The organism is Dorea sp. YH-dor226 (assembly GCF_039832105.1).
GTDB lineage: Bacteria > Bacillota > Clostridia > Lachnospirales > Lachnospiraceae > Dorea_A.
Map to the genome: position 1 here is coordinate 206,573 of NZ_JBDOHS010000001.1, position 15,066 is coordinate 221,638.

At 43.1% G+C, this 15,066-nt stretch carries 13 protein-coding genes, 1 pseudogene and 1 riboswitch; of the genes and pseudogenes, 1 reads left to right on the forward strand and 13 read right to left on the reverse strand.

The genetic code is table 11. The features are described from left to right. Positions 1–4 precede the first annotated feature (4 nt). The 11 genes and pseudogenes from ABE547_RS01105 to bcp all read right to left on the reverse strand — a co-directional run bounded on the left by ABE547_RS01105 (position 5) and on the right by bcp (position 11,857). Positions 5–1,684, reverse strand: coding sequence for a formate--tetrahydrofolate ligase (locus tag ABE547_RS01105; RefSeq protein WP_347377032.1), 1,680 nt, complete (start codon positions 1,682–1,684; stop codon positions 5–7). A 23-nt stretch (positions 1,685–1,707) separates the two neighbouring features. After that, on the reverse strand, positions 1,708–3,114 hold the full coding sequence (lpdA, locus tag ABE547_RS01110; RefSeq protein ID WP_347377033.1) for a dihydrolipoyl dehydrogenase: 1,407 nt from the start codon (positions 3,112–3,114) through the stop codon (positions 1,708–1,710). 14 nt (positions 3,115–3,128) lie between these two features. After that, positions 3,129–4,127, reverse strand: a complete 999-nt coding sequence (locus tag ABE547_RS01115) for a lipoate--protein ligase (protein ID WP_347377034.1) — start codon at positions 4,125–4,127, stop codon at positions 3,129–3,131. Between the two features lie 36 nt (positions 4,128–4,163). After that, on the reverse strand, positions 4,164–5,588 hold the full coding sequence (gcvPB, locus tag ABE547_RS01120; protein WP_347377035.1) for an aminomethyl-transferring glycine dehydrogenase subunit GcvPB: 1,425 nt from the start codon (positions 5,586–5,588) through the stop codon (positions 4,164–4,166). Positions 5,589–5,591: 3 nt separating this feature from the next. Next, positions 5,592–6,902, reverse strand: a complete 1,311-nt coding sequence (gcvPA, locus tag ABE547_RS01125; protein ID WP_347377036.1) for an aminomethyl-transferring glycine dehydrogenase subunit GcvPA — start codon at positions 6,900–6,902, stop codon at positions 5,592–5,594. Between the two features lie 42 nt (positions 6,903–6,944). Further along, positions 6,945–7,325 (reverse strand): glycine cleavage system protein GcvH, encoded by a 381-nt coding sequence (gene gcvH, locus ABE547_RS01130; protein WP_347377037.1) that lies wholly within the window; start codon positions 7,323–7,325, stop codon positions 6,945–6,947. A gap of 50 nt (positions 7,326–7,375) precedes the next feature. Next, positions 7,376–8,464, reverse strand: a complete 1,089-nt coding sequence (gene gcvT, locus ABE547_RS01135) for a glycine cleavage system aminomethyltransferase GcvT (protein ID WP_347377038.1) — start codon at positions 8,462–8,464, stop codon at positions 7,376–7,378. Positions 8,465–8,571: 107 nt separating this feature from the next. Beyond that, positions 8,572–8,677: riboswitch (glycine riboswitch) on the reverse strand. A 223-nt stretch (positions 8,678–8,900) separates the two neighbouring features. Next, positions 8,901–9,467, reverse strand: coding sequence for an N-acetyltransferase family protein (locus tag ABE547_RS01140; RefSeq protein WP_347377039.1), 567 nt, complete (start codon positions 9,465–9,467; stop codon positions 8,901–8,903). 29 nt (positions 9,468–9,496) lie between these two features. After that, complete coding sequence (locus ABE547_RS01145) at positions 9,497–10,390, reverse strand: hypothetical protein (RefSeq protein WP_347377040.1); 894 nt, start codon at positions 10,388–10,390, stop codon at positions 9,497–9,499. A 374-nt stretch (positions 10,391–10,764) separates the two neighbouring features. Then, a pseudogene (gene yaaA, locus ABE547_RS01150) lies at positions 10,765–11,405 on the reverse strand (peroxide stress protein YaaA). Then, positions 11,402–11,857, reverse strand: coding sequence for a thioredoxin-dependent thiol peroxidase (gene bcp, locus ABE547_RS01155; protein ID WP_347377041.1), 456 nt, complete (start codon positions 11,855–11,857; stop codon positions 11,402–11,404). The pseudogene yaaA and the gene bcp overlap by 4 nt, the downstream one beginning before the upstream one ends. Positions 11,858–12,062: 205 nt before the next feature. On the opposite strand from bcp, the gene ABE547_RS01160 reads away from it, so the two are divergent. Beyond that, a complete protein-coding gene (locus ABE547_RS01160) occupies positions 12,063–12,917 on the forward strand; it encodes a DegV family protein (RefSeq protein ID WP_347377042.1) in 855 nt (284 codons plus the stop codon). 89 nt (positions 12,918–13,006) lie between these two features. Here ABE547_RS01160 and ABE547_RS01165 read toward each other — a convergent pair whose 3' ends face one another. Beyond that, positions 13,007–14,095: a dihydrodipicolinate reductase gene (locus ABE547_RS01165; protein ID WP_347377043.1), complete on the reverse strand. Its 1,089-nt coding sequence runs from the start codon at positions 14,093–14,095 to the stop codon at positions 13,007–13,009. A gap of 95 nt (positions 14,096–14,190) precedes the next feature. After that, positions 14,191–15,033 carry a MerR family transcriptional regulator gene (locus ABE547_RS01170; protein ID WP_347377044.1) on the reverse strand — a complete coding sequence of 281 codons (843 nt, stop codon included), beginning with the start codon at positions 15,031–15,033 and terminating at the stop codon, positions 14,191–14,193. Between the last annotated feature and the right edge of the window lie 33 nt (positions 15,034–15,066).

Sequence of the window (15,066 nt, forward strand, 5' to 3'; positions counted from 1 at the left end):
CTCCTTAAAACAGTCCTGATATTACTCCATCTGCATCCACGTCAATCTTCTCTGCGGACGGTACTTTCGGAAGTCCAGGCATCTTCATGATATCACCTGTCAGTGCAACCAGGAATCCTGCTCCTGCAGATGCCGTAATATCACGAATCGTAATTCTGAAGTTTTCCGGTCTTCCAAGTTTCTTCGCATCATCTGTCAGAGAATACTGATTCTTTGCCATACAGATTGGAATATTGCCAAGTCCGATTGCCTCCAGATTCTTAATCTCCTTATTGGCCTTTGTTGTGTAGTCCACACCATCTGCACCATATACTTTTGTCGCAATCGCTTCAATCTTTTCTTTAATAGAAGCATTAACATCGTATACAAATTCCATCGTACTCTCGCCTTCACAGAGACGGATGACTTCTTTTGCAAGTTCCTCTCCGCCTTCGCCTCCGCGAGCCCATACTTCTGATAAAGCAACATTTACTCCAAGCTCTTTACATTTCTCACGAACAAGATCCAGTTCCGCTTTTGTATCTGTTGGGAATGCATTAATAGCAACAACAACCGGAAGATGATATACATTCGTAATATTTTCGATATGTTTCAGAAGATTTGGAATTCCTTTTTCCAGTGCTTCCAGATTCTCTGCCTGAAGTTCCGTCTTTGGCACACCGCCATTATACTTCAATGCCTTAATCGTTGCAACCAGTACCACTGCATTCGGACGGATTCCTGACATACGGCATTTGATATCAATAAACTTCTCTGCACCCAGATCGGCACCGAATCCAGCCTCTGTGATCATATAATCAGCAAGCTTGATTCCCATCTTTGTTGCAATTACACTGTTACATCCATGTGCAATATTCGCAAATGGTCCTCCGTGGATAAATGCCGGTGTTCCTTCCAGTGTCTGTACCAGGTTCGGCTTTAAAGCGTCTTTCAAAAGAGCCGCTACAGCACCTTCTGCATGAAGATCCCCTGCTGTAACCGGTTTTCCGCTTCTGGAATATGCAACGATGATCTTTGACACACGTTCTTTCAGATCCAGAATATCGTTAGCCAGACAGAATACTGCCATGATCTCAGAAGCAACAGTGATATCAAATCCATCCTGACGGGTAACTCCGTCTGCCTTTCCTCCAAGTCCGTCTACGATACTGCGAAGCTGACGGTCATTCATGTCTACACAGCGTCTCCAGGTCACCCGGTTGGTATCAATATCCAGTGCATTTCCCTGATGAATATGATTGTCGAGCATAGCCGCAATCAGGTTGTTTGCAGCTCCGATCGCATGCAGGTCACCGGTAAAATGAAGGTTAATATCTTCCATCGGAACAACCTGTGCATATCCACCGCCGGCAGCTCCTCCCTTTACACCAAATACAGGTCCCAGGGATGGTTCTCTTAATGCAACCATCGTCTTTTGGCCCAGACGGTTCATCGCATCTGCAAGACCGATCGTTGTTGTCGTCTTTCCTTCTCCGGCCGGTGTCGGATTGATTGCTGTTACCAGAATCACTTTTGCATCCGGACGATCTGCCAGCTCATCCTTATAATAGCGATAATCAACTTTCGCTTTATATTTTCCGTAATTTTCCACATATTTATCAGGAATACCGATAGAATCTGCAATTTCATTAATTACTTTCATTTCTGCTTCCTGTGCAATTTCAATATCACTTTTAAAACCCATATCACATACCATCCTTTCTGATCTTATCTTTTCTTCTTCGGCATAATGTGTACTGCATTTCCTTCTATATCTTCCAGAGCCTCAACAACTCCTTCATTGTAAGTCGGATGAGCACGCATACCCTTTGCTACCTGCTGAACTGTCAGGCGATTTACAACAGCGGTCACAAATTCCCCGATCATGTCTGTCGCTCTTGCACACATCATCTGTGCTCCCAGTATGACATCCGTATCCGCTTCTGCAATTACTTTTATAAATCCTCGTTCTTCTTTTGTGATCAGAGACTTTCCATTTGCGCTCATGATAAACTTTCCGACCTTCACTGACAGTCCCTGTTCCTTTGCTTCATCCTCTGTGATTCCGACAGATGCGATCTCCGGATCTGTATATACGCATCCCGGTACTGTATGAACATCCACAGATGGCTCTTTTCCGGCAATCTTATCTGCAACATATACGCCCTGTGCACTTGCCAGATGTGCAAGCTGCATTCCCCTGATCAGGTCTCCGATTGCATAGACGCCCTCAATGCTGGTGCGATATTCTTCATCAACCACCACGCGTCCACGCTCCATCTCAGGCTCAACACCTTCTCCAAACAAGCCATCCGTATTCGGACATCTGCCTACTGCACATAATACATACTGAGCAGAAGCTCTGACTTCTTTCTCTTTTTCAACAAACACACACGTGTATTGATCACCTTCCTGCTCTACTCTCTGAACAGCTGCGGATGTATGGATATCAACCCCACGCTTTTTCAGAATCATTTTCAGATTCTGGGAGATCTCTTTATCCATATTTGGAATCAATCGCGGCATAGCCTCTACAATAGTAACCTTACATCCAAGATTGGAATATACGCTGGCAAACTCTACGCTGATGACTCCACCTCCGATGATCACGAGACTCTCAGGCATCTCTTCCAGACGGAACAGTTCATCGCTGGTAAGTACTCCAGGAAGATCCAGTCCCGGAATCGGCAGTACCAGTGGCTTTGACCCTGCTGCAAGAATCACATTCTCTGCTTCATAGCAGGACTCACCTTCCTCTGTAACAACTCTTACTGCCTTTCCCTTTTCCAGAGTACCTTTTCCGGAAAGAAATGTTACCCCATTCGCTTTCAGAAGCTGATCGATTCCCTGACACAGTTTGTCGGTCGTCTCCTGTTTATATGCGACTATTTTTCCATAGTCGAACTGTACATCGGATGCGGTAACTCCAAAGCGTTCACTTTCCTGCATCTCTCTGTATAGAGAAGACGCATGGATCATTGCCTTTGCCGGAATACATCCTCTGTTCAGACAAGTTCCTCCAACTCTTCTGTTCTCCACGATTGCTGTGTGAAGTCCCGCTTTTGCAGCTTTAATTGCTGCTACGTATCCTCCGGGTCCTGCACCGATTACAATGACATCAAATTTTTCTCCCATTGTCTGCTTCTCCTTTATAAATCTATCGATTCAATCCATGCAATGATATCCTTCATCATCTGGTCTTCCTCTTTATCCTTGGACCAGTAAAGACTAAGTTCTGCACAGATTGCCTTTTTGTCATAACGGACACTCTTCAGATAACGGCTGACCTCTTCAATAAAAGCAGGTTTCATAGAATCTGAATATACATTTACATCTTTAATCCTTCCGTTTCTGACCTGCATCTGCAAAGTTACCTGTCCCCACGGGAAACGATTGGATAATTCATACTGAAATTCCAGTTTTCTTCCGAATATCCAGTTCCAGGAAGCGAATTTCTGTGTTCTTTCTTCCACCTCATCTGCATCCAGATCCGTGTCCTTCAGAATATTTGCTTTCAGTCCATAGACCTCCTCAAAAGCTTCCAGAAGTTTCTTCTTCAGTTCATCTACGGTAAGATCCGGTGCATATTCTGTCAGATTCGCTACTCTGGCCCTTACAGAATCCACGCCTTTTGATTTCAGTTTATCCTTTGATACAGTCAGATATCTGGATAATTCTCCAAGATTGACATTGACCATCAGAGTTCCATGGTGATAGCAGCAGTCTCCCTGCTCATAAAATGCATTTCCTGAAAACTTGTGACCGTCGATCAATATATCATTACGCCCGGATTTTTCTGCATGAATTCCAAGCTTTTTCACCGCTTCCAGAATGACATTCAGCTGTCTGTCCACATTATAATTTTCTTTTCTCACAAGAAATGTAAAGTTCAGGTTTCCCAGATCATGATACACTGCTCCGCCGCCGGAAAGTCTTCGAACCGGATATCCGTCTTCCTCCTCCAGCTTACTTACCAGACATTCTTTCCATGCATTCTGGTTACGTCCGATTACGACCGTATTTCTGTTCTGCCAGAGATACAGGATACATTCCTCTTTATCACAATGGAGGAGTAGATACTCCTCCATCGCAAGATTCCGATAGGGGTATGTATTAGCCGTTTCTATGTATGTTATCTTTTCAATCATTTCTATACCTCATTCAGAATATCATTATATAACTATTTAAAATTCGTATTTTAATACCGGATGTCTTGCAGCTCCTACTTCGTCCAGTCTCGTTACAGGCGTACGAACCGGTGCATTATGGAGCTGTTCTGCATCTTCTCCTGCCAATGCATACAGATCTCTGAACACCTGAATTGCTTCGTCCAGTGTTTCTTTGGACTCTGTTTCTGTAGGTTCCACCATCAGAGCTTCCTCTACGATCAGCGGGAAGTACATTGTAGGCGGATGAATGCCGTTATCCAGAAGTCCTTTTGCAATATCCATTGCAGAAACGCCTGTCTTCTTCTTCAGGTCAGAAAGACTCATTACGAACTCATGCATACATACTTCATCGTAAGCCATGGTATAGAGATCTTTCAGCTTATGCATCATATAATTTGCATTCAGAACTGCATTCTGACTCGCCTCCGGAATTCCTTCTTTGCCAAGAGTCATCACATATGTAAGTGCTCTTACGACAACCAGGAAGTTTCCATAAAAGTCTTTCATTTCGCCGATACTGTTCTCTGCCTTTTTGAAGCTGAGTTCATCTGTTCCCTCAACAAGTACGGATGGAAGGAACTGTGCCAGATGCTCTTTGCATCCTACCGGTCCGCTTCCCGGTCCACCTCCGCCGTGCGGGGTTGAGAATGTCTTATGAAGATTCAGATGGATAACATCAAATCCCATATCACCCGGGCGAACGGTACCCATGACTGCATTTAAGTTCGCGCCGTCATAGTAGCACTGACCGCCACACTCATGGATGATCTTCGTAATTTCAAGAATATTTTTGTCAAACAGACCTACTGTATTCGGATTCGTCAGCATCAGACCTGCCACATCGTCGCCTGCTGCTTCGCGCAGTTTTTCAAGGTCTACGCATCCATCCGGTCCGGACGGAATGCTGACTACAGAAAATCCTGCCATTACCGCACTTGCAGGGTTGGTTCCATGAGCAGAGTCCGGAACGATGATCTTAGTACGCTTTTTATCTCCTCTGCTCTCATGATAAGCTTTGATCAGGAGAAGACCTGTAAATTCACCGTGTGCACCAGCTGCCGGCTGCAGTGTCATGTTCGTCATACCTGTGATTTCACACAGATATTCTTCTAACGTTTTCATAACTTCCATACATCCCTGAACCGTATGTGCCGGCTGCAGTGGATGAATCTCTGTAAATCCCGGAAGTGCTGCCATATCTTCATTGATCTTTGGATTGTATTTCATGGTACAGGAGCCAAGCGGATAGAATCCGTCATTTACTCCGTGGCATTTCTTCGCAAGCTCTGTGTAGTGTCTGCTAATCTCATTTTCGGAAAGCTCTGGTAAATGAAGTGCAAGCTCTCTGCGATTCTTTTCTTCAGGCAGAACTACTTCTACATCACATTCCGGCAACAGACTTAAGCCTCTGCCTTCTTTTCCTTTTTCAAATATTAACATCCATTACACCCCCTTTATGATAGAAACTGCTCTGTCAATGTCTTCTTTGCTGTTCATCTCTGTACAGCACCATAAGATCCTGTGTTCATCCAGAGGATAACCGCCAAGGATTCCTTCACCTTCCAATGCAAAAAGCACTTTTTCTGCAGGTGTCTCAGATACGGTAACAAATTCATGGAAGAATTCTCCCTTATTCTCCACCTGATATCCGATGCCCTCCAGCTCTTTTGCCATATAATGTGCTTTTGATGTACACTGAACAGCTATATTTTTCAGACCTTCACTTCCTACAGATGCCAGATAAACACCAACTGCCAGCGCGCATAATGCCTGGTTAGAACAGATATTACTGGAAGCTTTTTCTCTTCTGATATGCTGCTCTCTTGCCTGCAGAGTCAGTACATAACCGGTCTTTCCATTATGATCGGTTGTCTGTCCGACAATTCTTCCCGGAAGTTTTCTCGTCATTGCTGACACACATGCCATGAATCCCACATATGGTCCTCCAAATGCCAGTGGAAGTCCAAGTGGCTGTCCTTCACCAACTGCTACATCTGCGCCATATTCTCTCGGAGTTTTTACGACACCAAGAGAGATAGGATTTACACCCATAATGTATTTTGCTCCGGCTTCGTGTGCGATTTCTCCGATTGCCTGCGCATCTTCCAGGTTACCATAATAGTTTGGATGCTGGATATATACACACGCTGTTGTCTTGTCAATCAGCTCGCGAAGTGCATCCCGATCTGTAACACCATCTTTCTGCGGTACAATGACCAGTTCCATTTCATTTCCGTAGCAATATGTTTTTACTGTTTCCAGTACCTTCGGATCTGTTGTCGCTGAAACCAGCGCCTTTGCTCTCTTTCTTTCACGACACATTGCAACACTTTCTGCTGCTGCAGTTCCTCCGTCATATACAGATGCGTTGGAGGTATCCATACCGGTAATCTCACAGATCATTGTCTGATATTCAAAGATAGACTGCAGAATTCCCTGACTGATTTCTGCCTGATACGGAGTATACGCCGTCATCAGATTTTCCTTTGATAATACACTTTTTACAATAGACGGAATATAATGTCTATATGCCCCTGCTCCACGGAAAATCACCGGAAATACCTGATTCTTTTCCGCAAGCTTTGTCATTTTCTTCCGAACTTCCAATTCAGACATACCATCAGGAATCTGAAGTCCGCCCTTTACTTTCACTTCGTCCGGAATATGACCGAACAGTTCTTCCATAGATTCAAAACCAATCTCAGCAAGCATTTCTTTTTGTTCCTGCTTTGTTCCCGGAATATAAGTTCCCATAAAGTGTCACCGCCTTTCTACGATTTTTATTTCACGCTTAAATTATTCCTGCTCACTTTCTACAAATGCTTTATATTCTTCAGCGGATAAGAGTTCTTCTTTTTCCGTAATATCTTTTACTTTTACAAACCAAGCTTCATAAGGTTCTTCATTGATCTTTTCCGGAGCATCCATAAGTTCTTCATTGATCTCGCATACGGTTCCTGATACCGGTGCATATACATCAGATACTGCCTTTACAGACTCTACATCTGAGAAAGCTTCTCCTACAGAGATCTCATCTCCTTCTTCCGGAAGGTTTACAAATACCAGATCACCAAGCTCTGACTGTGCATAATCAGTAAGACCAATTACTGCAATATCTCCTTCTTCCTTTACCCATTCGTGTGATTTTGAATATAATAATCCTTCTCTTAATTCCATTTTATTTTCTCCTTTTCTCTCTTTGATTCTTATTTGCTTCTTTTTAATTCTTATTTACTTCTTTTATAGAACGGAAGTGCTACCACTTCTGCTTCTACCTTACGTCCTCTGACTTCCACTTCTAATTTGTCACCAATTGCAGCTGTTCCTTCGCCAACCAGTGCCATTGCGATCGGATATCCAAGATACGGACAATGTGTACCGGACGTTGTCATACCAATCTTTTCACCATCTTTGAACACTTCCTGGTGCTCTCTGATAATGCCTCGGCCGGTTACTTTCAGACCGATACGGGTCCTCTGTGGTTCTTTTTTCTCCTCCAGAGCAGCCTTTCCGATGAAGTCCTCTTTTGCCATCTTAACTGCGAATCCAAGTCCGGTCTCCAGCGGAGATACCGTATCATCCATCTCATGACCGTAAAGTGGCATTGCTGCTTCCATACGCAATGTATCTCTTGCTCCGAGTCCGCAAGGAATCAGACCTTCTTCTTTTCCATTTTCCAGAAGCGCATCCCACATCTTCTCTGCATTGCTGCTGTCCAGATACAGCTCAACTCCGTCTTCTCCTGTATATCCCGTCTTGGAAATGATACATGGGATTCCGGCAACTTCGGTATCAAATACCGCATGATAATATTTCTTCGGAATATTTTCTTCTGCAGTAAGCTTTCTCAGGATATCCATTGCCTTTGGTCCCTGCAGTGCCAGCTGTGCATACTGTGCGGATACATCCGTAAATGTAACTTCGCCAAACTGATGATCCAGCATCCACTGATAATCCTTATCCTTATTTGCTGCATTCACAACGATAAAATAATGTTCATCTGACTTCTTGTACACGATCAGGTCATCGACTGTTCCGCCATTTTCATTACACATCGGGCTGTATCTTGCCTGTCCGTCTACCATATTGTCAAAATTGTTGGTCAGAATCATCTGAAGATTCTTCAGTGCATCTTTTCCTTCACACAGTACTTCGCCCATATGAGACACATCAAACAGACCTGCCTGTGTACGAACTGCCATATGCTCTTTGATCACGCCTGCTCCGTACTGTACCGGAAGCAGATATCCGCCAAATGGTACGATCTTTCCTCCGGCTTTTACATGCGCATCATATAATGGTGTTTTCAGTTCCATATTTTCTCCTCCTTCTTTAACAGTGTTGTTCTGTCAAACAAGAAAGGAGCCCTAATTCTCCATAAAAATGGATATTACGGCTCCCTGTCGTCTGTCCTTCAGAGTATTGTCCGGATACGATTCCTTTGCCTGAGAGTTTCAAGCTGTATTGCTTTCTTTTGCCCCTTCGGCGTTTTGAACTTTTGCGTACAAAATCTCTCTCGTATCCATCAACCAATTTACTTCTTTGATTTGGTCTTATTATAGGTATTCATTTTCAAATTGTCAACAATCATTTTTGTATGTTTTTACCAATTTGTGTCGTTATTTCATTCACGATTTTGTTTATATTTTCACAGTATTAGAAAAACCCTCGTTTTTTCGAGGGTTTTCAAAGTTTTCATGCTCTACAATATATTGATAATTCCAATGATTCCATAATAATTTTCCATACAACTCAAAGTGTCTGAACGTCCCGAAAACGTGTCACCGCAGGCTGTATTTTCTGATGCTCTCCAATCTGCTTTTCCATCCATACCATGTTATACCAGCGATGAAATTTATATCCACACTGCCGGAACTCTCCTACCATCCGGTAACCCATCCTCTCATGAAACCGTATGCTGTCCCGGGTCAGATAATCATCTTCCTCTCCCTGCGGACAGGCAATACACGCCTCCAGATTCAGGATATTCTGAAGTTTCAGAATCCGCTCCAATTCCTCATATAATCTTCTGCCAACACCGAGACGCCTACATTCCTTCTTTACATAAATCGATGTCTCTACCGCCCAGTCATATGCCGGACGTTCCTTAAACGGGCTCACGTATGCATAACCCAACAGTTCCCCATCTTCCTCTGCGGCAAGATAAGGATACTTTGCCAGCACGCGGCTCATCCTTGCTCTGAATTCCTCCGGAGTCGGAACCTCATACTCGAAGGTAATTGCCGTCTGCTCCACATACGGAGCATAGATTTTCAGTAATTCTTCTGCATCATCCAGAGATGCGATTCGTATTTGCATGCACAGCCTCCTTCTTTTTATCTGAACAATCATTTAAAATCCTTTTCTGTTTTCATCTTCTGAATCGTTTCTAATGGCAACCCGGTACGTTCTGCAATCACCTTTTCATCCAAAAGATCAATCAAATTCCGGGCAATTTCCAATTCTCTGCGTTTTTCTCCCTGTTCTATTCCCTGTTCTATTCCCTGTTCTATTCCTTTATTCACCAACATCGTCCCTAACTTCGTCATACTGATATCCTCCAAGATTTCTTCCATACTCATTTTATCTAAAAATTTGTCTGCCATTGTATAAATCATTGCCTCCATTTTCCTGATTTCATTCGAATCGACAGACGTGATTTTCCGCATAATCGAAAATGCTGCCTGAATACGTTCCTTCTGTGACATCTCACCACTCATCAAAGGACACAGAGTAAGCGAAACCAGATTCTTTCTGGTTATCAGCTCCCCCTGTTCCAACTTCTGTCGGATCTTCTGAATCTCTTTATCCGCATCCTGGTCTAAAAGCATAACTGGAATAACCCGATAAGTATTCACACCTTCCGTAAATTCCGTAACCGGATTTCTAATTTTTCCAGAATACAACACATATGTAGTCACCGCCACATTATTTTGATAACTTGCCATAGCTTCATACACGCGAAATCGTTTCAGATCAGGAATTCCACCATCCGTGCTTTGAAACTCAAAATGTTTCCAGGTACCATCCTCCATCACCAGATTCATATCTTCATAAAGTTTCCTTAACTCCATGTGCACTAATTCCGTCGGAGCAAAATCAACAACTTTACCTTCAATATGAAAATAAGGCAAAAGTTCATCTGCGAAAAAGCGCATAGCAGTTTTCAGGACTGCATCTTCCTGCTGCGTCAAAGAAGATTCCAAGTCTTTCGAATCAAATTTGCTTCTGGTTTTTCCCATATAGTCTCCTTTCTATTAACTACACGGAGAAACTATCTACATTTACTATATCAGAAAGTATAGTCACAGACAACGAAAATGATGAAATATAGTTATTAGGTTATACTGTTCATTATATATATTTTGATAATTAAGATACTGAATTTTTCCCGAAACGGGGATCGAATCCATTAATAATTAAATAGAAAATATAGCTTTCAGAACAAAAGCTGAAAAGATCTTATTGCAACAATAGTTTCTCAGTATAGAACCATTGTCTGTGAATCTAAGTGTACTGTGACAAAATAAACTTGTCAACAAAAACTTGTGTCACAAACAAAAAACACTTCTTGGGTTCTTTTTGAAGCATATATGGACAGGTGACTCTAATTGAGTCACCTGATAAAGACATACTCTGATTCACTTGAGAATTCTTCCCGGTACGCATATTCCAGTCTCCGGAATTCCCGGATCTCTTCCGGTTCTTTCACTTTTTGTTCAGCCATGAACCTGACCATCTCACCTCGGGCCATCTTGGCATAGGTGCCTTTCTGCACAACTTTTCTGCCGGACAATTCTCCAAACACACAGGTAATGAATCTGTCTTTTGGAGTCAGATATGCTTCGATACATTTGGAATATTCTTTTGAAGCAAGATTCACGATCACATGCGAATCATCCATTACCTCTTCATACAGCCTTCTGCCCCAGAATTCATATAGGCCTCTGCAATCCCCTGCTTTTGTTTTTGCCTGCATTTCCAGACGATACGGTGTCACTCCATCCATCGGCTTCAGTACCCCATAGAACCCTGACAATATTCGCAGATGTTCCTGCACATAAGTCAGCATCCCCTCTTCGAATACTGCCGGTGCCATATACTGATACTGAATTCCCTCATAAGAGAGAATCGCCGGTGTCAGTCTCTCTGTAAGCTTCATATGTTGAAATCTTTCAAAAATACCGGAAGTCCCTGATATTCCAGAGCCTCCGGATCCACATTCATTTTTTTTGCCGGTGATATAATGATTCTCATTCCAGTTCCTCCAGCATCTGTGCCGGATTTTCTGCCGCTTTTACCTTGCCAAATGCCTTCTCTATCATTCCGTTTTCATCAATCAGATATGTAGTACGTACAACTCCCATCGATACCTTGCCATAATTTTTCTTTTCTTTCCAGACATCATACGCCTGAATTGCACTGAGTTCCGGATCGGATAACAACGTAAATCCAAGATTATATTTCTGCTCAAATTTTTTATGAGATGCCACAGAATCTTTGCTGATTCCGAGGATTACAGCTCCTTTTTCCGTAAACTGCGGGTACAATTCACTGAATCCGCATGCCTGCTTCGTACATCCCGGTGTACTGTCCTTCGGATAAAAATACAGAACTACCTTTTTTCCCGCATATTCACTCAATGTATGTATCTTACCATTCTGATCCGGCAGCAAAAACTCCGGTGCTTTCACTCCTGCCTCCAACATATAGAACACCTCCGAAATATTATTTTTTTCATCTTAAAACGATGCCACTAAGATGTCAATATCCATCCGGATACGGCACTCCCTTTCACCAAAACTTCATATATTACTTTTTTAAAACCTCTTGACCCGGTTTCGAAAACCATGTAACACAGTATTAGATTGACAAACTAATTTTTTACAACTCACACGAGAAAGGAGACTCCTCATGAATCCCATAATCCTTGTTGCAGAAACGGGTTCTGACCTGCCCCCGGAACTTGCTTCAAAATACAATATAAAAATCGTCCCAATGCACGTTTCTTTTGATAATGAGACACTGGATGACGGATCATTTCTGGTCGAAAAGATCTACGATTACTATCACACTACCGGCAATCTTCCGAGAACCAGCGGATGTTCTCCGGAAGACTTTATTCGTGCATTCGACGACATCCATGAACAGTATCCGGAATCCCAGATTCTTTATCTGGCATATTCCGCAGTCACAACCTGCTCTTATCAGAGTGCGATCATAGCATCCGAAGACAGAGACTATGTCACTGCAATCGATACCAAACAGGTATCCGCCGGACAGGCTGCCATCGTCACCGCAGTTGCAGAACTTTTGAACGTGCATCCTGAAATGTCCGTTTCAGATGCTGCTGATGCTACCATGAATCTTCTGCCCCGCGCAAAGATGTGCTTTCTTCCGGATAATCTGGAATTTCTGCGTGCCGGAGGACGTGTCAGCAATGCGGTGTGTCTCGGAAGCCGCATTCTTCATATCCATCCATGTATTGAGATTCTTGACGGGAAACTGGTTGCCACAAAAAAATACCGTGGCAAGATGAAAAAAGCAGCTGCACAGTTGATCAGAGATTATGCAAACACTTATCATCTGGAACGGGATATTCTGTGGATGGTATATACAGTCGGTCTTCAGGATGAAATACGCACTGCCGCAGAAGAAACTGCAAAAGAATGTGGATTTAAGAAGATACAGTGGGTTCAGGCTCAGGGAGTGATCACAACTCACGGCGGACCTGCCGCTTTCGGAATTGCCGGATTTTCATCTCCGTAATATACATCCCTATAAGACATAAAACCGGGACTGTTTCAAATATCTGGATACCCTCCTGATTTTGAAACAGTCCCGGTTTTCTTTATTGATTACTTTGTTTTGACATATTCATTGATCGGTCTGAGCATATATTCATTATATGGGAACTGATCAGTCGTTACATATCCTGCCGGTGCATCGATCAGCTGTGCGATACGATTGACCAGTGTTGCACAGGTAAGCTCAACCGTTGCCGGACGGTTCACGATACTGGTCGTATCCGGCTCACCGTAGAGCGTCCACTCATTTTTATCGAATTCTTCCGGTGCATACACCTTTCCTACACATTCTGTTTCCAGCGTAATTCCTTCTGCAGTCTCTGTGGTCACGATTGCACGCATTCCGGTTGCATCGCCTGCCTTGATCGTACGTCCAAGTGTTTTAGAATAAAGATCTGTCGGCCATGTACATGGAACACACTTCTGTGTCTGAGAAGTAATCGTAAGACCCAGCTTGCTCGCAAGCCATCCGTTCTGATTCCACATGTAGGAAGGAACATATTCTCCTCTTTCCACTTTTTCTTTAATCTCGTCTGATGACCAGTGGTTACAGGTTCCGATCTGCTCCTCAAACTCATCCAGCGGAAGCCCAGCACCATGTCCTTCTGCAAGTGCAATTCCATAATCTTCTACATCATACCAGCTGCTTCCGACGATCTTCTTTACCTGGAAGGAAGATCCCATCAGATTGGTAACCATCGTTCCCCAGAACAGATCACAATAACCAACACCGGTAAGTGTACATCCTCCTTCTTTCGCAAGAGCATCCAGCTTTGACGTCAATGCCGGTGAAGAATTCCACGGATAAAGTGCTTCCTCACAGGTTGTAATCGCATTGACTCCATGCTTTGCACAAATAGTGAATATATCTTCCAGCTCTGCCACTGTGCTGCGGGTTGCAATAATACACACATCCGGTTTCAGTTCCCCAATGATCTGATCTGCTTCCGATGCCGGGGAAACACTAACTCCAACCTCCGGATAATCATTTCCGATAATCTCGCTGACATCTTTTCCAAATACTGCCGGATTCATGTCAAAAGCTGCAAGAAGCTCACAGCCCTTTTCCATCGCATAACGCATCAGCCACCGGCTCATTCTTCCACATCCATACTGTACATATTTAACTTTACGATCCATACATATACCTCCTGATAATTTCTGTTTTTGATCAACCGTTCCTTTGTTATATTTTTATCATAATGGTTATTGTATGTATAAAGTCAACCAGTTTTTTATATTTTTTCAAATGTGACCGGAATCTGAATCTTACTGAAAATATGCCGTTTTCCATGTTCTAGCACCGGAAAATCTATAATCGCTTCACACAGATAATCCCCTGCGATGTGATACTCCATATCTTTGATATAGTCCAGCAGTTTTTCTGCATTTTCCTCTTCTTTGTTAAAATCACCAAAACACATGCAGACATACGTAGCTGCCGGAACGGTCTCACAGTCACCAATCTCATCTTCATCATCTACGAACAGAAATACTTCATTCGAAGACAGCCTCTCTTGTTCCAGGTTATCCCTGCGAATGATCGTTCCGATATTACAGAACAGAGACAGCGGAATCTCATGATTAACCAGATGCTGTTTCAATTGTCTCAGCATATATTCATAGCCGGTTTCATCCTGTTCAAAAAAATCCTGCTCACAGCTGCAGCAGTAGATCTTCCTTTGTGGCTGATATTCCAAAAATATCTGTCCGTTCTTCGGCAGAGCTTCATATCGTTTATAATTATCCAGTACACGGTTCAATGTACTTCTTACTCCCGACAGCTGCTGCAGACGTTTCTCAATATCCGCACTCTGTGCCTCCAGTTTCTCTCGTATCTTTCCCGCATCTTCGCTTTCCAGCAGGTTTTTGATCTGTTTCAGCGTAAGTCCGTACATCTTCATATTCTGTATCAGGTCAATACGCGCAGACTGCAGAATATGATAATAGCGATATCCACTTTCCGGGTCAACACTCTGTGCTTTCAAAAGGCCCTCCCTGTCATACAGACGCAGTGTCTGCTCGGAGATATGATTCAGTTGTGCCATCTGTCCGATTGTTAATCTCTGTAAATCCATTGTAAAACCTTATCCTTACTATAATCTATAACA